Below are 19,066 nucleotides of genomic sequence, written 5' to 3'. Positions count from 1 at the left end.
TGGCCAGCCAGGTCGCAAAGCGGACACTCAGGCGGATAGAGAAACGCTCTCATTCGGAAAGGCACTCACCGTTCGAGGTTAGACCTCGGGCCTAGATAGTCATGCTTAGACAGTTGACTCGGTGAAAGTCCAAACAGGCTCCGGAAGGCTCGGTAAAACGCACTGGACTCGGAGTAACCCAACTTATCGGAAATCTTTTCCAGTGGCGTTTGTTGATTCAACTCACGAAGAATGACGTCTTTCAAAACTTCTTCTTTCAATTGTCGGAAACTGGTTCCCTGCTCCGCCAGCTGTCGCTGCAGGTTGCGAGGATGCAAGCCGAGGGCTGCAGCACAAGGCGCCAGGCCCGTTTGTGCAAGGCCGTGATTGGCAATATAGCCACGAATCCGGAACAGTTGCTCTGAACCTTTCTGTTTGGCGCTGAGAAGCCTGGTAGCGTAGTCGAGGCTTAGCTGGTAGAGGTTGTCGTCGCAACCTGCAATGGGCCGATCTATGTCAGTGATCTCTAGCCCAAACCCAAAGCCTTCCGTAGAAGTGGCCACGGGCAGTTGTAGTAGCTCTGACAACGCCCGTCTGGTTGACGCCAGCCCGTCCGGCACAACCATCTGGCGCACTGTGGCTTGTTGGTCAAATAAGTCGCGAATGTACTGAATGGTTCCAGCCGTCACTGAAAGGATTTGTTGCGCGTTAGCCGGCAATGCCGCTGGGGTTTCTTCATAACGACAATAGAGCCGTGCTGATTTGCCACTCTCCACCGAATCCACCTCGTACTTAAATACGCCATTCTCACTGATAAGGGTTTGAAACGTGGCCACATGCTTCAGTGCCAGGCCAACCGAAGGGGAGTGCCAAAGAAGAGGGGCAAGTACACCAATGCTTCGATAGTCCTGTAATTGGCCGATACGTGCCCCCAGTAGTGAGTCTTGCGACATATTAGCTGCGTTATGCCAGAGCTGACGGGCCGAAATCAGGTCGAGCCGACCACGATGGTGGAGCGGGCCTTCCTCAAATCCAGGTAGCCCCGCAACGATAGCATCCACATTGACTCCCAGTTTATGGAAGGTTCGCAGGAGTGAATTGATCCAGACATTGGCAATGGAAAGATGACTCACGGCGGGCCCTAAACATTTGGCTAACAGAAAACGTAACCCATAGTACCCATAATTTGTCGCTTAATGTCAGTAATCGTCGCGGCCAGTCACTGATATATGTCGGCGAAAAGCCAAAAATGGGAGCGTTCAACCCATTCCCAATGAGGGCCCGTGGTATGAGTGACTACAATATAAATGGCTTGGCCATTCCTCTTTTCATGATCCTGATGCTGGCCGAGTATGCACTTCTCCGCCTTCAGGGCCGGAGCCTCCATCGCTTTAATGACAGCGTGAACAGTCTGTCGATGGGGCTATTACTTCTAATTTCCGATGCCTTGCTTAAGGCCTACACTTTTGCCGTGTTTATCTGGTTGTGGGATAACCACCGGCTGTTCGAATTTGCCGTGAACGATCCAATTACCTGGGTGGTTTTCTTTCTTGGTGTCGACTTCTGTTACTACTGGTTCCATCGGGTGGCGCACGAGATCAACTTCCTCTGGGGCGCGCATGTCGGGCACCACCAGGGCGAAGAATACAACCTCACGACAGCTCTTCGTCAGAGTGCCTTTCAGTATGCATTCTCATGGCTTTTCTACTTGCCATTGGCGTTGCTGGGATGTCCGCCTGTGGTCTTTGTAATGCAGTTCATCCTTCTCAAGATGTACCAGTTTTGGCTTCACACCCAGAGTATTAAACGGATTCCGCTGATTGAAGGCTTTATGTCTACACCCTCAAGCCACCGGGTGCACCATGCAAAGAATCCGATCTATATCGACCGAAACTATGGTGGAACTCTGGTGATCTGGGATCGCCTCTTCGGTACCTGGCAGCCCGAGCTCGCCTCGGATCCATGCCACTATGGCACCACGCGCCCTCTGGACACCCTTAACCCCATCAAAGCTAACCTTCAGCACTGGTCAATGTTGGCAAAGGACAGCCGCACAACGGCACGCTGGCAGGACAAGATTATGCTGTGGTTCCGGCCGACCGGCTGGCGCCCGGACGATTGCCTGGCGATGGATGCTGCCGATCCGGGCATGCAAAAAAATGGGTCTGCAGACCGTCCAAAATATGACCCTCAGACCACCTGGGGCAAGAAGGCTTACGTTGCCTTCGCCATGGTCGTGACCTTTGTGGTTTCCACGATCTTCATCTTCCTTTCGCCTCAGCTGTCGGCAATGCAGTTGGCCGCCGGCGTGCTCTTGGTGGTGAGCGGCCTCGTGATTGCCAACGATCTTCTGGAAGGTCACGACCGTTACCGTTGGATCGAATGGCTTCGTATGCCATTGATGCTCTTGTTTGCCGCCAACCTTTGGTCTATTCCTGTGGCGACTACGGTTGTCGATACCATCGTTATCGAGCGGCCTGCGAGCCAGTCTCTGGATTACGCCCGTACGGTCAGTCGCTGGCCCGAGTGGCACCCGCAATCCGCTGTGGTACAAGTAGAGAATCAGGGCCCTCTGGAGGCAGGAGACCGTTTCCATGAAGTAATCGATACACCCATGGGCCGCAGTCGTGTCAGCTGGGAAGTCATCGCCAATTCAGCTGAAAACCAATGGCGCGTACGAGGTGTCAATCTGGACAATGATGTCGAAATCGAATTGGCTTACCGCTTCAAAGCACTCGACAACGGGCACAGCGAATTCGAACGCACTTTACGATACACCATGCCAAACTTCCCGCTTGTATTGGCCAATGTCGTGCATTTCAAAGGCGCAATTGAGCAAAAATCAGAACAGTCTTTGAAAAGGTTTAAAGAGACTATCGAAACGCTACCAGTAGGGCCAAATTGAAATGGACACAGCGCCAGGAGGCAGGCCTGATCAGATGGGAGTCTACGCGAACAGTTATTTGGAGAAACAGCGCAGGAGGTCGCAAAGCGAACATTCAGATCGACCAAAAGTAGACCTTTTCCCGAGCCGCGGGCGTCACCCCGTTTCCTTTCCAAGATTCACTTGAAGGGCAGACGCAATATGGATACCTGGCAAATCACCAATGGGCGGAAAACTCTAATCAGCGGTGCAACTGAAACAGGGATGTTTACAACCACGAATCAAACATTGGGTCGATCTTTCCTGAGGCTATTCACTTCGAACTCCGTTTTCTTTTAATGAACATCAGTGAGAGGCCGAGTGTGAGCAGCCAAGCGGTCGAGGGTTCCGGAACTTCAGTCACGATACCTAGCTCTGTAACCGTCGCGTTGACAATATATGTGCCCTCGTTGGGTAGAGTAGGGTCTTCATAAAAGCCAAGCATGATCATGCTGTCCCAATAGGTATCAATATCCGGCGCAAACAGGGGAATACTGTTGTCACTTAACAGAGTCTGGGTATAGTCGTAGACACCCAAACCAAAATAGCCAAGGGATGCGGTGGTACCTGTACCCCAAATCCCGTCATCAGTATCTGTCCAAACTACATATTGGTCCCAATCGCCATAGTAGCCGTTGTCGATGGTAAGTGTTCCTCCCGTACTTCCACCGCTGAAGCTCTCATACTGAATATCGAATCCGGTAAGGCTGTACTCAGCAAGTATGTCCCCACCTGATCCGAGAACCTGGCTCGGTGTTGCCTCTGATTCGTAGTAGAAATGACCACTAATGACACCGCCAAGCTTAAAGAGATCAGACAGCTCGGTTGACCAATCCTCAGAGGGGTCGTAGTAGGGGGCGCTAGTGAGGTTATCAGACTGATAAATCGAACCGCTGAACTCTACAGTTATTGGAACTGCGATGGCGGAAGTAGAAAACACTGAGGCGAGAAGCATACTTGCTAATTTTTTCATCTTAACGTCCCTGAAATGATTTTGTGGCAACCCTCATTATAGACACGGAATAAACGCATAACGTGAAAATCCCCGTGCAGAGTTACGAAGTTGTCCTAACTCAGACGGGTTCTATTCTGCGACTGGGGACATTTCCAATGTGAGATAGCATCGAACTTGGTTTAATCGTAGCTTCACAGCGACTTACACGCACACCCACGCGAGGTTGATTGGCTCTGCACTGCTTTTGAAGTGGGGTTATTCAAAAATGAGGCGTAAACTCATTCCTCCATAGATGAGGCGAGTGCGGATGTTCGCTTCTGTTTAGGTGCTTAGGTCGCAAAGTGGACATTCAGGCGGATAGAGAAACACTCTCAATTGCAACACCCACCGCGCTGCCAACAATGAAAAGAAAGGCCAGGCGAGCCTTTCTGCGGGCTTCCACCAGATCGTTTCGCCAATACCGGATTACCAGGCTGAGGCCATGTAGGACCACAACGTATTCAAAGAACTGGCCCAGCCGCCAACCGAAGAACACCTCGGGTGTTAACACATCACCCGGCGCCACGAACGGTCGCGCCAGTGCAGGCGCAAGGAAGCTATACAGCGCCATTGCACCCCAAACCGACAATAATCGCAGTCGCGGAGCGAAAATCAGATGACACAACAGCCAGAACAACGCCGGCAACGTGGTTTGCAGGTTAGAGGTAATCCAGCGCTATTCGATCGGGACCAAAGGATCAACCAGAAATGCCGCAGAGGCTATGATCACCAACAGAAAAATCTGGCCAACCAGCAAGTGCCGAAAATCCCGCAACGTAACCACGAAAAGGGGTAACAGGCAACCAAGTCCAAAACCAGTCAGCAACATCACTGTTCCATACCTTCTTGTTATTTTGTTGTTTTTCGAGCGTAATTAGAGCCGGAGTGCTTTCCGGTTTAGTCAGTACCCCTGTCAGATCGTTTCGTCTTTTGACCCGTTTTCCCGAAGCTTTTCAGGGGCGACCCGGTGCCACTTCAAGGAGACACAATGACACGAATGGTTTGCACAAAAGCGATCAGTTGTCCAAACCCACGGCCTGTTCGATAATCATGTCAGCAGCCTTTTCGGCAATGGCAATTGTAGGCGCGTTCGTATTACCGCTGATCAACCGCGGCATGATGGACGCATCAACCACACGCAGGCCTTCGAGGCCGTGCACCCTGAGCTTTGGGTCCACGACCGCCATCTCGTCAGTGCCCATTTTGCAGGTGCCCACCGGGTGGTACACCAGGCCTACTTTTTCCTTCACCTTTTCAATGATCTGCTCGTCTGACTGACAGTCTGCGCCCGGCTGGATTTCCTCCCCCTGATACTCGTCAAACGCCTTCGCGGCAAGAATCCGGCGGGCCTGGCGGATACCATCTACCATCACTTTGCTGTCATCGGGATCGGCAAAGAAATTGTAGTCGATGTCCGGCGCAGCAAACGGATCCGCCGATGTGATGGTCACGGCGCCTGTGCTCTTCGGCCGGAGCACACAGACATGCACGGAATAACCGGGGTTTGACATGAGTTTCAGGTCCCGCCCGCTATCATCAAACAGCAGCGGCAGCATGTGGAGCTGAACATCCGGGCGATCAACGCGGTCACTGGACCTGATGAAGCCGCCAGCCTCGGTGATGGATTTTGCCAGTTTGCCCTGTTTACTAACGATGTATCGGATCGTATCCGGGAGCATTTTCAGCAGGCCACCGGGCGAGGCCGTGAAGCCATTGTTCTTTCGGCTAGAGACCAGCACGCAGGCATCTACGTGCTCCTGCAGGTTTTTGCCCACGCCCGGCATGTCGTGCAGGCAGGGAATACCCAGTTTCTTCAGGGTGTCGCGGTCGCCGATACCGGAGAGCTGCAGTATCTGTGGTGAGTTGATCGCCCCGCCACTGAGTATGATTTCCCGATTTGCACGTAACACCCGGTCTTTGCCCTTGTGACGAAGCTCTACAGCAACGGCTCGCTTCCCCTCGAGCACAAGCTTTTTCACCGTTGCTTCGGTCAGCACGGTGAGGTTCTGGCGATTCATCGCGGGCTTGAGATAGGCATCGGCAGCACCAAACCGGCGGCCATTCTTGATGTTCAGGTGGAAATACCCAACACCCTCTTGCCGGGCGCCGTTAAAATCACTGCTATAGGTAAATCCAGCCTGCCGCGCCGCGTCCACGAAGGCCTCAGACATCGGGTATTCGGCCGATTCCGGGGCACTGATATAAAGGTTGCCCCCTTTGCCGTGATATGGGCTTCCGGAAAGGGTCTCATGGTGTTCCGATTTCAGGAAGTAAGGCAACATCTCGCGATAGCCCCAGCCTCCATTACCGAGGGCCTCCCACTCGTCGTAGTCTTCTTTCTGGCCTCGCACATACAACATACCGTTGATTAACGAGCTTCCTCCCAGCCCCTTGCCACGAGGGGTAAACAAAGGCTGGCCACCGCGTAGGTTCTGGTCGGGCCGGGCGTTGAACGCCCAGTTGAATGTCTTGATGAACATATGGGCGGCAAAAGCGCCCGGTGTCCGGATGGTGAACGAGCTCTTGCCGGGCCCGGCCTCCAGCACGCAGACCGAATATCGGCCGTCGGCTGACAGGCGGTCTGCCAGTACACAGCCGGCAGAGCCGGCACCGACCACGATGTAATCAAAGCTTTCGTTCATTGTTACTTCTCCACCGGTTCAATGATGGCGAAGTTTGCCTGCGGCTGTTCAAGCATTTGCAGCAGGCTAAAGAAAGCGTCTACCGAGCCTTCAACCTGGATCTCGCCTGCCTGCACTGCCTCCGGGAAACTGGTTCTCTGCAAAAGGATATTGTCGAGTACCGCCCGGGGCATGCTCACACTGGCGTGCGCTCCTTCGTCCAGCTCCCCTGACCGGTGAGTCAGCGTGGCATTCTGCAGGTTGAGCCGGAAATCCTCACCCTGGTCAGTGATCGACCAGTTGATCACCAGGTGCTTTCCAGCCGCTTTTTCCGGGTCGACCTTGACCGCCATGGCATCGAAAAACATGCTGGTTTCCAGTGCCTGCATCAGATCCGGCTGCAGACCCACATGTTTTGGCGTAATCACTCCGTGGCGAAGCTCGTGCGCGCCAACCAGGTAGGCGCTACGCCAGGTTCCCGCCTCAGCCTGGTAGCCAAGCTGCTCCAGAGCGTCCGCCCCCAGCTCTCGCGCTTCGCGGTTCTCGGGGTTGGCATACACCAGATCTCGCATGACCGATGCAACCCAGCGGTAGTCGCCGTTGGCGAAGTCTTTGCGGGCCTTGCGGAGCACTTCTGCCTCACCGCCCATGTAGTCGATGGTGCGCCTGGATTCTTCACGCGGCGGCAGCGGGTTGAGATTGGCGGGATTGGCGTCGTACCAGCCCATATAGCGCTGATATACGCCGCGGGCATTGTGGCTGACGGTGCCGTAATAGCCGCGCGCCGACCATTCCTGGTTCAGGCCTTCTGGCAACTGCAGGTTTTCGGCAATATCGCCGGGCAACATGCCACGGTTCATCATACGAACCGTCTGATCGTGAATGTGCTTGTACAGATCCCTTTGAACTTCCAGAAAATGCCGGATGTCCTCAGGGTTCCAGATCGGCCAGTGATGCTGGGCCACCAGAATATCCGCACGATCACCAAAGCGTACCAGCACCTTGTCAATGAACCGGGACCAGGCGCTGGCGTCCCGGATGGCGGCTCCGCGGATGGTGTAGATGTTATGCAGTTGCTGACTGGTAATCTCGGCGGTGTTGAGCACCCGGAACTGCGGAAAATACATCATCATCTCCGATTCCGCCTCGGTGCCATGGGCCATCTGGAATTCGATCTCGATACCATCAATGGTCAGAGTCGCGTTGTCCGGCACCGTGTCCGTGGGTGCAATCAGGCTGAGCCCACCGCTACCCAGGGCCTTACCAAGACCGGTGTCGACATGGCCTCTCACGCCCGGAGCCAGGCCGGCGCCGAACTGGTAGGTGGCGCGGCGAGTCATGGCATTGCCGGCAATGACGTTTTCAGCGATGGCGTGCTCCATGAATCCTTCCGGCGCGTAGACCCGAACCTTCCCGGCCCGGACATCCTCCTCATTCACCACGCCTTTCACACCCCCGAAATGATCCGCATGGTTGTGTGTATAAAGCACGGCCACAACAGGCTTTCTGCTCCGGTGCTGGTAATAGAGCTCCAGAGCGGCGCGGGCCGTGGCAGGCGTCAGCAGGGGATCGATGACAATAAGGCCGCTATCGCCCTCAATGATGGTCATATTGGACAGGTCCATGTTTCGAACCTGGTACATGCCTTCAACCACTTCGAACAGCCCATGGATCGCATTCAGTTGCGCCATGCGCCACAGGCTTGGGTTGACGGAATCCGGAACAAAATCGGCATCGAGGAAAGCGTAGGGCTCCATGTCCCAGGCCACATGACCCTCTTCGCCCATTACCCGGCCATTCGGCAGCGCACCCACAAAACCACGGCGCGCATCTTCAAATGATCCCGTGTCAGCAAACGGAAGCTCGGTCAGTACTGCCCGGTTAACCTGTGCTGTCACCGCGGTTGCCGGCTTGGAAGTCTCGGCCTGAGCGATCGTTGCGAACAGTAAACTGGCACCTAACACTGCCAGCATGGCCTTCTTGAATCGGGGTAGCATCGGGAATCTCCTCTTTTGGCGGCACGCGGGTTTTATTGGCGTTGAATCGTGCGCCAGGTAACTGAAGTATGAAGCGGGACTTTCAGCTTATCCAATGCAATGTTTCTTGCTTTTCCATGCGCAAACCGCATATAAGTATTGGCATGGACACACGGCACATCCGGCATTTCATGGCGTTGGTTGAGTGCGGCAGCTTTGCTCGCGCCTGCGAGGTCGTGCACCTGTCTCAACCGGCACTGAGCCGCAGCATCCAGGAGCTCGAGCGCCAATTAGGGGCAAGGCTTTTTGATCGGGGACGCTTCGGGGTGGTTTTGACCGCCCACGGGCGGGCCGCTCTACCCCATGTCCGGGGTCTGCTGGCCGCCGCAGAGTCTCTAAGGCAGGAAGTCGAGGCCATCGACGAGCTTGAGACAGGTGAATTGAGTATTGGTACCGGCCCTTACCCGGCGCTGGCATTGATGGATCGAGTGTGTGCCCGCTTTGCGGATCAGTACCCGGGAATTCGCCTGAACATTCGAACAGACAACTGGCAGGATCTACGACTTGCGCTCCTGGACCATGAGCTGGAGCTTTTCGTGGCCGACGCCGGCGAACTGTCTGGTGATCCGGATTTGGACCTCGTCCAACTGCCACAACCAGAGGTGGTTGTGTTTTGTCGGCCTGATCATCCTCTGACCCGGAAAAGAACGCTGGCATGGGGGGATTTGCTCGATTTTCCCCTGGCCATGACTCGCCTCCCTGACGATGTAGAGCGCAATATCCAGGCGCTAAGCGCCCAAAAAGGTGGACTGAAACGTCGAATCGAGTGTGACAACATCGCCATGCTTGCGTCCATTGTTGCTGGCAGCAAGGCGGTCAGTATCGCACCGAGGCCCGTGGTAGCTGGTCTGCTTGCCAGCGGACAGGTGGCAACTATTGCCGTAAGCGGCATCGAAACTTTGCGGACACGTTACGGTATTCTGCATCGACGCGGACGGCCGCTTTCACCGGCGGCAGGGAAGTTTCACGCCATGATTCTGGAATTCGCGAATCTGAACTGAACTGCTGATGAAAGCCATCCGCTTTACACGAAGATCACGCTTCACATGAGTCATAAAAAAATGGCTTATCGGAGCATGGACATCTCTGTCACGTAATCATTCATCGTCTGTAATGTGCTCCGCCAAGCATCGGATGAAATGGCTGTGATGGGCTTGGAGGCGCTGCAGGAAAGCCCTTACCCGAATGTTCGCTTTTGTTTAAACAGCGGGAACAAGCGCCACCACATCCCGTAAGCAACGGTCAAAACCGACCTTTCTATATTGCCCAAGAAACTGACAGTGTTCCAAAGCTGAAGTTGTCTTTATGGCGCTCGTCTTCGCTGGTCGAGGCACGCAATGTGACCGCGGCCAGAAAGTGATCCCACTGCCAGGTAGCGCCCAGACCGAGCTGGCCGATCAGCGGCCCTTCGTCGAAACGGTAAGCCCCGGCATTGTCATCGATGTAAGAATAACCTACATATTCCACGCCCAGTCCCACATACACGGACCAGCTACTGCCTGAATCCTTGAACGAGCCCGGCAAAGCGATGGTTGAGGAGGTACCAGCGTAGTCCGGCACAAAATTTGTTGGAAGGTGTCTGCCAAGCTGCCAGACCAACCCGGTTTTAGCGGAGGTTCGAAAACTCGACAGTAGTCCGGATCCGATCACCGACACACGCTGTTCAATGTTGCCGCCCTGCCCGGCTTGCAACAGTTTTCGGCCATGCGCAGCCTGTATGCCACCCACCACATCGGTTCCAAGCTGATTCCCCCACCCTTGCGGCTTGTCGCTTCCCGTGGCTTTGTGCACCCATTTCTGAACCGACTCGGCACCGCTTTCGGGCCCAATAACACCAATGTGAGCACCAAAGCCGGTAATCGTATCGGCGTTCCAGCTCCATAGTGTGCCGCTGAGCGACAGGTGGCCGGCATAGGGAATGTCGTCGAACTGCGGACCTTCAACCGTAATATCTTCAGGCGTAACCATCAATTGCCGCAAACTCAGGCTTACCGCCTGCTTTGAATCGGCAGTCCCAATACCTGGCAGAAAGTGCAGCTCATCACGCAGAACCCGGGCAAATCTTGCCGGCTTTCCATAGTTCTCGTCAGCAGTGTCCGTCAGATACGACAAGCGTACCCCGTTTGTATAGCCACGATCGGTTCCGGTAAGCAGGTCGTTATCCCAGGACAGGTTAACAACCTCTGCCTTCAGGCTGGTTGGGAAAACACTCATAGCGAAAGACAGCAGGAAAGCACATTCGCAGCGACGACTCAAATCCAGTCTCTCCGGTTGAAACTAAAAGTAATGAGCAGGCCTAATGTCGGGTCAGACCTGTTACAACGGCCACTCAATCCAGATGTGCAGACTAAGTGGCTTTCCTCCGTTTTTCGAGTTCCTCCCATCGACGCGGTCAGCTCCTCCGGATTAACGTGCCGCCGGACTGAGATAAGAACACCCGATTACTTGGAAAAGTCCAGCGTAGTCAATCGACCGACAGATACCGGCTCTTTAGCTGTCGGTAGTCTGAATTACTACACTTTATTCCAATCTCCCCGAGTGTCAGCTCTGTGATTAGCCGAATCATCCCCCGTTATTCGCGATAAACTCTGGTGCGGCCAAGCCTTGACTGTTAACGAGTGCCGATGGGTGATACTCTCGCGCAACATATAGCTTTCTACAGGCGGGCTCTCGGACTTCCCGCTGGACTGCTGTCCGATTCTGGACAATCAAAACCAGACACTTTTTTTGAGCTTGAAGTTCGCATAGTAAACTGTAAAGCTAGAAATTAAGCAGCTGGGGCAGTGGTCATTCTGTCCAGGTAGAGCCATCTCAAACCTGACAAATGCGTGCCAAAACTTGGGATAAAACGTGTAACTAGCGGTGTTAACAGAACTTTTTTGAACTTCCGCCCAGCCTGCAAGTTACTGACGAACAACGATTTAGACCCACCGACCTCACTCCAAACCGACCCCAATCGGCGCCCTCCGGAGGCAGAGGTCAGAGGTTCGAATCCTCTCGCCTTACTGCAAGCAAGCGATTGACTTGTTGAGCCAGGCGCAACAGAACCTTCGATCTGAATTTGACTCTGTAACAGGCGAAATCCGGCTTTCGGTTTCATCCGATCTTGGTCGTAACCGCGTTGTGCCCTGGATCGACGAATTGATGGCAACGCATCCAGGTTTGAACCTCAGAGTTCAGATTACTGACACCAACGTGGACTTTTACCGGGATTCGGTCGACATGGCGCTTCGCTACGGCGCGCCCAGTGACACCAACCTGTATGGCTTCAAAATTTGCGATGTGCCGCGCCTGCTTTGCGCATCTCCTGATTACCTGTCGCATCATGGTCGCCCCATTCATCCTGATGACCTTGAGAACCACAACGGGCTGTTCTATCAGTTGCAGGACATCCCATTTGACCTCTGGACGTTCAAACGCGGAGACGAGGAATATCGAGTCAAAATGACGGGCGATCGCGCCTCAAACGATGGCGATCTGGTTCGCCGGTGGTGCGTCGCTGGTCGCGGTCTTGCGATAAAATCGTGTCTTGATATGTCGGATGATCTGCTTGCAGGCCGTGTCACCACAATCATGCCGGACTATGCGCCGCCGGTATCCGAGCTGTGGCTGATTTGTCCTACCCGACAGTCAATAACGCCGGCAATGAGGTTGTTGAGGGATGACCTGCGTGCAAAAGTAGGCGAACTGATGAATGCAATGATTGCCGGAGGCTTTTTTCCTCCGGATCGCTTGTCCGGAGGAAAAAAAGACGCCTGAAAAACAGCGGGTGCGTTATTGATGATAAGAAATTCTCATTAACGTGCAGTACACCACTGGCAGCACCACTAACGTCAATACCGTTGCAACACCCAAACCGAACACGATAACCAGCGCCATGCTCGCGAAGAAGGCATCGCTGAACAGAGGAATCATTCCCAACATGGTGGTTACGGCCGCCATAAGCACAGGTCGTACCCGGCTTACCGCGGCCTCAACCACCGCAGTGAATGCATCATCCTGCTGTTCTAACTGAATATTGATCTCCTCAACCAGCACAATGGCATTCTTCAGTACCATACCGATCAGACTCAGAGTCCCGAGCAGCGCCATGAATGTAAAAGGCGCGCCGAGCAATACCAGTCCACCAATGATTCCAATCATCATGAGAGGAACAATCATCCAGATAGACAGAGCCTGTCGGAAGCTACCGAACAACAGCATCGAAATAATGAACATCCCCAGCAGTCCAAGAGGCAGCGAGGAGAAAAGCGAAGTCTGAGCTTCGGATGAGGTCTCGTACTCTCCACCCCACTCAATCGAATAGCCGTGGGGAAGCTCCAGCGCGTCGACCTGCGGGCGGATCCTCTCCAGCACACTCGCCGCCGTCTCCCCCGACAAAGGCATGGGTTCGGCATAAACCGCCAACATCCGCTCCCTGTTTCTGCGTTTTATCAACGGATCCCGCAGTTCCGTATTGATGGCATTGATGACGTTGCCCGCGCTGACATAGCGGCCCTGCTCTTCACTCCAGACATTGATCGAGGTAAGGTTTTCGATGTCAAAACGCTGCTCCTCTCTTGACCGCATAATGATCGGAATGAGGTCGCTCCCCTCACGGTACACTCCAACCTGCTGCCCCTGATTATTCAGCAACAACGCCTGGTGCAGTGATTCGCGAGATACGCCAAGGCGCCGGGCCTGTTCTTCGAGGAACTCCGGTACGATCACGGCTTCCCGATTACCCCAGGACAAGCGCACGCTGTCGGCCAGAGGTTCATTTTCAAAAATTGCCTGCACGCGCACACCGATTTTCCGGAGTTCTTCGGGATCTTCTCCAAAGATACGAGCTTCAAGACTGGCTTTGGCTGAGGGCCCCACCTGCAAAGCCTGCACTTTGTAATGCACGTTCGGGAAGTCTGTACGCAGTTGCTCAATGACTTCCTCCATACGGGCCTCTCTCGACGCCTTATCCCGGGTCTCTACGATCAATTGGCCAAAACTGGCGTATCGCTGCTCCGGTGAATACGTCAACGTAAAACGCTGGGCTCCGCCACCGGTGACACTGGTCACCTGAACGACCTGGTCCATGTCATTCACGCGCGATTCCAGCCGCTTTACGGTCTCTTCGGTTTGCAAGATGTCGGCGCCCTCGGGCAACCAAAGGTCAACAAAGAAGAGTGGCGTTGTGGCATTCGGGAAGAAAGCATTCTTAACCTGTCCCGAGAACGATAGAACCCCAGCCAGAAGCGCGATCGCAAGTGTTAATGTCACGAAGCGATAATGAATCGCGTAGGTCAGCAGGCGGCGGAAGACGACGAAAACAATTCCCTTATAGGGGTCGTTATCGGATGACTGCCCGACACTCTCGAGCTTGTCGGGATAGAACATATCAAAGAAAAACGGGGTCAGAGTGAGTGCCGTCAGCCAGCTCAGGAAAAGCGAGTAGCACAGAACCCAGAACAGGGAGCCAATGAATTCTCCGGTGGTGTCTGGTGAAAGGCCGATAGGAGCAAAGGCCGTAATGGCAATCACGGTAGCGCCGAGCAGCGGGTACCGGTTCTGCGAGACCACTTCTTTGGCTGCCTGCCTTTTGGACTTGCCCTTGGAAAGGCTAATCATCATGCCCTCGGTGACGACGATGGCATTATCGACCAGCATCCCCAGCGCAATGATCAGCGCACCCAATGAAATCTTCTGGAGCTGAATACCGTGTATTGCCATAAGCACGAATGTACCCATGATGGTAATCAGCAGGATCAGCCCCATGAGCAGGCCACTTCGCAGCCCCATGAACAGCAAAAGCACAATAATGACAATGCCCACCGCCTGAGCAAGGTTCATGAGAAAAGCAGATACTGCCTCCTCGACTACTTCAGGCTGGTTATACACTGTGTTCAGTGTCATGCCGATGGGTTGCTGTTTTTCCAGGCGTTTCAAAGCCTCATTGAGACTCTCACCTACATCAACAACGTTGGTGCCCTCTGCAAATGACACGCCGATGGTCAAAGCAGGCAATCCGTCAGAGTGGTAAAGCAAGGCGGGTGAGTCATTGGTCACCCTGCGAACTTCGGCCAGATCGCTGAGCCGGATAATACCCGAATCAGCGCTTCCAACTGCCAGTTGCTCAAGTGCCTGAACGGAATCAAGCTGACCGGTTGGCTGAACGGATAACGACAGCCCTTCACTGCGCAGGTGGCCAGCGTTGCCCACCGTATTCTGCGCATTCAGAAGGCTTGCCAGGTATTCTGGCGAGATGCCAAGAGCACGCATACGGTCACGGTCCAGTGACACGATCATCTGCTCGTCGACACGACCACCGATACTGACTTTTGCGACGCCCTCCAACAATCGCAGTTCTCGCTGAATGAGATCCGCATGGTCACCAAGATCTTTCAGCGAGTAGCCGTCACCACGCAACGTGAGCAGCAGGCCGAAGACATCGCCAAAGTCATCGTTCACGATGGACGTGTTCACGCCTGGTGGCAGACCAGGCTGGGCATCATTAATCTTTCGCCGAAGGATATCCCAATACTGGTCTAACTCCCCTTCTCTGACCGTCTTCTTGAGTTGGACAGTAATCTGCGACAAGCCGTCCGAGTTCACCGAAGTAATGTCATCGATGCCCGGCATCTGCTGGATCGCTTTTTCCAGAGGCAGCGTAACCTCCTCCTCGACTTCAAGAGGCGTTGCTCCGGGATATTGGGTGGTCACCAAGGCGGAACGTAACGTGAACTCCGGGAATTCAAGCTGGCCAAGACCCAGAAACGCGAACATGCCCCCAACCCCAAGCAACAGCGTGACCATCCAGCTGATGGACTTCCGATCAAGAAAATAATCGACCATCTCAGAGCCCGCCCTCTTTTTCCCAGGGACGGACCGAACGATCCCTGTTCATCCGGTGAGCGCCGGCAACCACGATTCTGTCGCCCGGGCTGAGCTCTCCCCGAACAAGCACGCCATCGTTCATTTTCTTACCCGGCTCGACATCCACCGGCTCGACGCTGCCCGTGTTATCGCCATTCTCACCATCGGCAGCAGCCACGTATCGCCAAACCACGCTAGTGCCGGGTTCTGCGTCAGGTGTTACAAGCGCCGCGGTTGGTATCAGCCACGACGGGGCGCTCTCTCCAGCCAATGTGCCGTAATCAAGCAGAACGGTCGCGCTCATCCCCGAAAGCACTGTGATGTCCTCGGGTTCAGGGAGCGTTACGGTAACCTCATAACTGAGCGACCCCTGAGAGGCATTGCTGTCATGCTCTTTGTAGCTCGCGGCGTAGCGTTTATCGGGAAGCTCGGGAAACTGTACCCACGCGATAGTGTTGCCATTGGCGCGAACGTTCCTGGATCTCTGTGGTTGAAGGCGGCGGACCTGTTGTTCAGGCATCTGGAACGAGACGTCGATAGAGCCGGGCCGTTGCAGTTCGGCAATGGCCTGCTGCGCTGATACAACCTGAAAGACATCCACCGGCACCCGTGAAATGACGCCATCAAATGGCGCTTTGAGAACGGTATAGGAAAGTTGGTCCTCCGCGCTGGCCAGTTGCGCTCTGGCAGAGAGGTACTCGGCCTCGGCCTCATCGAAACGGGCCTGACTGATGGCCTGGCGCTCCAACGATATTCGCATTCGCTCGAAGGTGGCCTGTGCCAGATTGAAATTTGACCGGGCGTTTTCCAGGCGGGTTCTTGCGTCCCGATCGTCCAGGCGGGCAACGACCTCCCCTTTTCCCACAGTGTCGCCTGCTTTAACGGCCAGCTCCGTCAGCTCTCCTCCCACTCTGAAAGAGAGTTCTGAATGGTCAGACGCCGAGACTCTGCCCGGATACTGATTGAGCGTGCCTGACTGCGCCTGCTCCAGCGTCATGAGCTTTACCGGGTAGACAGTTTGCTGTGTCAGAGGGGGCGCCTCCGCCGAACATCCCATCACCAGGAGGCTCGAAAGCATTGCAAGCGCTTGTAGGCCTCTCAAGGGCATGGCGGTACTGACTATCTTGAATTTCATAACGCGTCACTCTCCAGAAAAAATTAGGTATTCCGACGATCGGCAACCGCATCCCAAGCCATATTAAACGCTAATTCGATATGCTCATCGGTACCTTCGAACGACCCTTGCAGGCATCGTTGAACGAGGTGGTAAATCGGGCGGAACATAAACGTTTCGAGAAGTGGAAAAGGTACCGGTTTGATCAGCCCGGATTGCTTTCCCTGATCAACTGCATTCAAAAGATTTGCGGCTCGGCTTTCGTTTCGTGCCTGGATCTCGGGAGTCATCCAAGCAGAATGCGTGAACGTCTCGTGGTAGCGGAATAGTTCCGGACGCTCAAGGCCGATCCGGAACAGTGTGTGCCACTGGCGTCGCAGTCCTTCACGCAGATCTTTCCCGCGAGAAAAACTGTCCAGCGCCGCATCAATGACCTGATCGCTGACGTAATAAAATGTCGCCAATAAAAGCTGTTCTTTATCTTCGTAATAGATGTACAGCGTGGCTGGTGACAAACCCGCAGCCTTGGCTATCTTGCCAACCGAGGTTGCTGAAAAACCGTGATCTGCTACTTCCCTCACGGTAGCTTCCAGGAAGGCTATTCGTTTCGAGTCGTCTCTTTGCCGCATTTGTCTGCTCAACGCTTCAAATTGGTCGGCCTAAAATAATTGAACGTTCACTTATTTTCAAACCGAAAATATAGGCGTATACCGAAGTAGGTGCCCTACTGAAGCTTTATCATTGAAGAAATTTGACTGCGTCATTATTACTGACTTTGAACCATCAACCGCGCTGCACATCAATCAATAAAACAACAGGTTAGCCGAGCATGACTATTTCTGCCATATAATCATTCAGCGTATGCAATTTGCTCCGCCAATCACACTTGATGAAATGGCTGTGATTAGCTTGCACGCTCTGGGGGAAAGCTCTGACTCGAATGTCCGCTTTTGTTTAACAGCTGATCTCTGATCGATAGTTGTCATGAACGGCAACGCTGCAGAAAGTCTTGGATCCACACAGTCTCGGATGGTCGAGGTTCTAGCTGGTATTTCTTCATGATTCTCGAGAACCGCGCCACGTAAGAACACTGACCAGACGGCGGCAACCATTCCGTGGGCCCCTTTGCACCTTTACTACGATTAAGCGATGCCTCGACCGGCAGAAGATTTACGGGGTCATTGGCAAACCGTTCTCGATTTGCGTCACTCCAGTGATTGGCCCCCCGATCCCAGGCCCATTTCAATGGAACGACATGATCGATGTCCGCTTCAGACGCATTCTGAATGACATTTCCCGAGAAAGGGCTTATCCACCTGCCGGTCACGACTCGGCAGCGTCGATCTGTTGCAAATCTGACCGGCGTCGAAGACATCCGAATAAGCGCCTCTGCCCTACTATCCTGGCAATCACCATCAGAATCATCCCATCCGTGACCAAAGGCAGCTCTGGAGTAGCTCTCTGAATCAGAGGGCTTGATTGTTCGCCCGTCATTGGAGGACGGGCGAGCCATTCCTTTCGGCAGGCGTCCGCCCGCCGCAAGGCAGGCGTCGACTGAATCAAACGGCTGGAAGTTTTTCGTGCGGTCGAACCAGCTGCTCTGCGGTGGGTGACAAATGCCGCTGTTCGACATTTTTACAATAGAGGCGAAAGCTGGATTAAAGACTGTCAGAAGGATAAATACGACGATCTTAATTACTGCATTGATCAAAGTTTCTACTTCCTACGATGCCTGGGATAGTCAAAATTTAGGTGCTGGGCCGCTCAGGTGAGTCCTGATTCATCGTCCCTGGAAGCGGACTCGGCCTCGTTTTCCATTACTTCAGCCAGGAGTTCCTCGGGTACAGGATCTGCTTCTCCACCATTTTCTCGAATCACCAGATACCAGCCGAGAATCAAACCGACGACATTATCCTCAAGGCCGTTTTCGAGGTGCTCTATAGGAAGCCCCTCACTGCTCTCACAGATTTGTTTAACCACGTCCCATTCGAATTCGATTTTGCCTGTCTCCGGGCGTTTCAGCCGGAGATCTGTGAACGAAAGATGGTCTGGTATCACCACACGTGCCTGACGTTGCTCCATGGAAGAGCTCCCTGCTAAGCCAGATGCTCAGACCTTAATCATTCTTAGCCTATCGATCAAATTCATGAATCGCATCCCAAAGGTGAATTCCGAGCCATCGAGCAAGGCGTTCATAATCTCCTATGAGCGCAGTCCTGCCAGCCGAGGTCAAAGGCCGACGTTGCGTGAAAACTTCACGCCTTGATTTGTCGTTCAAAACAGCGTTCAGCTGGTAAACAACGCCGGCTGATTTCGGATCGCCGTCCGAGTAAAAGAATGAGATTAACTGGAGAGAATAAATGTCGACCAGCTCGACTTTCCCCGTAAGCCGGGATTCTCTTGAGCCCCTCCAGAAGGTCCCAGATTTGCGGTCAAACACGGGCCTGGCCGCCGAGCGATAGAAAACGTACCCAATTGTGAGGTACCGGGAATCAGGATGAACGGTGCAATAAACGCAAACTTACTCCAGGTGTCGACGACGAGAGTCATCGG

Annotated in this window: 14 protein-coding genes; 3 read left to right on the top strand and 11 right to left on the bottom strand. The window is 54.0% G+C overall.

Annotated elements, in window-relative coordinates:
• Window positions 1–65: 65 nt before the first annotated feature.
• Entirely contained in the window at window positions 66–1,112 is a 1,047-nt protein-coding gene (locus FWJ25_RS12315) for an AraC family transcriptional regulator (protein ID WP_149600558.1), read from the bottom strand.
• A gap of 155 nt (window positions 1,113–1,267) precedes the next feature.
• Between FWJ25_RS12315 and FWJ25_RS12310 the strand changes: the two genes are divergently transcribed.
• A complete protein-coding gene (locus FWJ25_RS12310; RefSeq protein ID WP_149600557.1) occupies window positions 1,268–2,884 on the top strand; it encodes a sterol desaturase family protein in 1,617 nt (538 codons plus the stop codon).
• Window positions 2,885–3,176: 292 nt separating this feature from the next.
• Here FWJ25_RS12310 and FWJ25_RS12305 read toward each other — a convergent pair whose 3' ends face one another.
• From FWJ25_RS12305 to FWJ25_RS12290, 4 genes are all read right to left on the bottom strand, one after another.
• The gene (locus FWJ25_RS12305; RefSeq protein ID WP_149600556.1) at window positions 3,177–3,875 is read right to left on the bottom strand and encodes a PEP-CTERM sorting domain-containing protein; all 699 of its coding nucleotides are present in this window, start codon (window positions 3,873–3,875) and stop codon (window positions 3,177–3,179) included.
• A 331-nt stretch (window positions 3,876–4,206) separates the two neighbouring features.
• On the bottom strand, window positions 4,207–4,467 hold the full coding sequence (locus FWJ25_RS19880) for a hypothetical protein (protein ID WP_246166803.1): 261 nt from the start codon (window positions 4,465–4,467) through the stop codon (window positions 4,207–4,209).
• Between the two features lie 445 nt (window positions 4,468–4,912).
• Window positions 4,913–6,538, bottom strand: a complete 1,626-nt coding sequence (locus FWJ25_RS12295) for a GMC family oxidoreductase (protein WP_149600555.1) — start codon at window positions 6,536–6,538, stop codon at window positions 4,913–4,915.
• A 2-nt stretch (window positions 6,539–6,540) separates the two neighbouring features.
• Window positions 6,541–8,514 carry an alkyl/aryl-sulfatase gene (locus FWJ25_RS12290; RefSeq protein ID WP_149600554.1) on the bottom strand — a complete coding sequence of 658 codons (1,974 nt, stop codon included), beginning with the start codon at window positions 8,512–8,514 and terminating at the stop codon, window positions 6,541–6,543.
• Between the two features lie 143 nt (window positions 8,515–8,657).
• Between FWJ25_RS12290 and FWJ25_RS12285 the strand changes: the two genes are divergently transcribed.
• Window positions 8,658–9,554, top strand: a complete 897-nt coding sequence (locus tag FWJ25_RS12285) for a LysR family transcriptional regulator (protein ID WP_149600553.1) — start codon at window positions 8,658–8,660, stop codon at window positions 9,552–9,554.
• 256 nt (window positions 9,555–9,810) lie between these two features.
• Here FWJ25_RS12285 and FWJ25_RS12280 read toward each other — a convergent pair whose 3' ends face one another.
• Entirely contained in the window at window positions 9,811–10,809 is a 999-nt protein-coding gene (locus tag FWJ25_RS12280; protein WP_149600552.1) for a lipid A deacylase LpxR family protein, read from the bottom strand.
• Between the two features lie 768 nt (window positions 10,810–11,577).
• On the opposite strand from FWJ25_RS12280, the gene FWJ25_RS12275 reads away from it, so the two are divergent.
• Complete coding sequence (locus FWJ25_RS12275; protein ID WP_306462857.1) at window positions 11,578–12,312, top strand: substrate binding domain-containing protein; 735 nt, start codon at window positions 11,578–11,580, stop codon at window positions 12,310–12,312.
• A 15-nt stretch (window positions 12,313–12,327) separates the two neighbouring features.
• Here FWJ25_RS12275 and FWJ25_RS12270 read toward each other — a convergent pair whose 3' ends face one another.
• The 5 genes from FWJ25_RS12270 to FWJ25_RS12245 form a co-directional block, all read right to left on the bottom strand.
• Window positions 12,328–15,378 carry an efflux RND transporter permease subunit gene (locus FWJ25_RS12270; RefSeq protein ID WP_149600551.1) on the bottom strand — a complete coding sequence of 1,017 codons (3,051 nt, stop codon included), beginning with the start codon at window positions 15,376–15,378 and terminating at the stop codon, window positions 12,328–12,330.
• A gap of 1 nt (window position 15,379) precedes the next feature.
• Window positions 15,380–16,534, bottom strand: coding sequence for an efflux RND transporter periplasmic adaptor subunit (locus FWJ25_RS12265; protein WP_149600550.1), 1,155 nt, complete (start codon window positions 16,532–16,534; stop codon window positions 15,380–15,382).
• Between the two features lie 23 nt (window positions 16,535–16,557).
• Window positions 16,558–17,142, bottom strand: coding sequence for a TetR/AcrR family transcriptional regulator (locus tag FWJ25_RS12260; RefSeq protein WP_011784907.1), 585 nt, complete (start codon window positions 17,140–17,142; stop codon window positions 16,558–16,560).
• Window positions 17,143–17,495: 353 nt separating this feature from the next.
• Window positions 17,496–18,224: an HNH endonuclease family protein gene (locus FWJ25_RS12250; protein WP_246166802.1), complete on the bottom strand. Its 729-nt coding sequence runs from the start codon at window positions 18,222–18,224 to the stop codon at window positions 17,496–17,498.
• A 53-nt stretch (window positions 18,225–18,277) separates the two neighbouring features.
• Entirely contained in the window at window positions 18,278–18,595 is a 318-nt protein-coding gene (locus FWJ25_RS12245; protein WP_149600549.1) for a hypothetical protein, read from the bottom strand.
• Window positions 18,596–19,066 lie beyond the last annotated feature (471 nt).

The organism is Marinobacter salinexigens (assembly GCF_008370345.1).
Classification (GTDB): Bacteria; Pseudomonadota; Gammaproteobacteria; order Pseudomonadales; family Oleiphilaceae; genus Marinobacter; species Marinobacter salinexigens.
The sequence above is the reverse complement of the archived record's forward strand: the minus strand, read 5'-3'. Positions and strand labels throughout refer to the sequence as shown.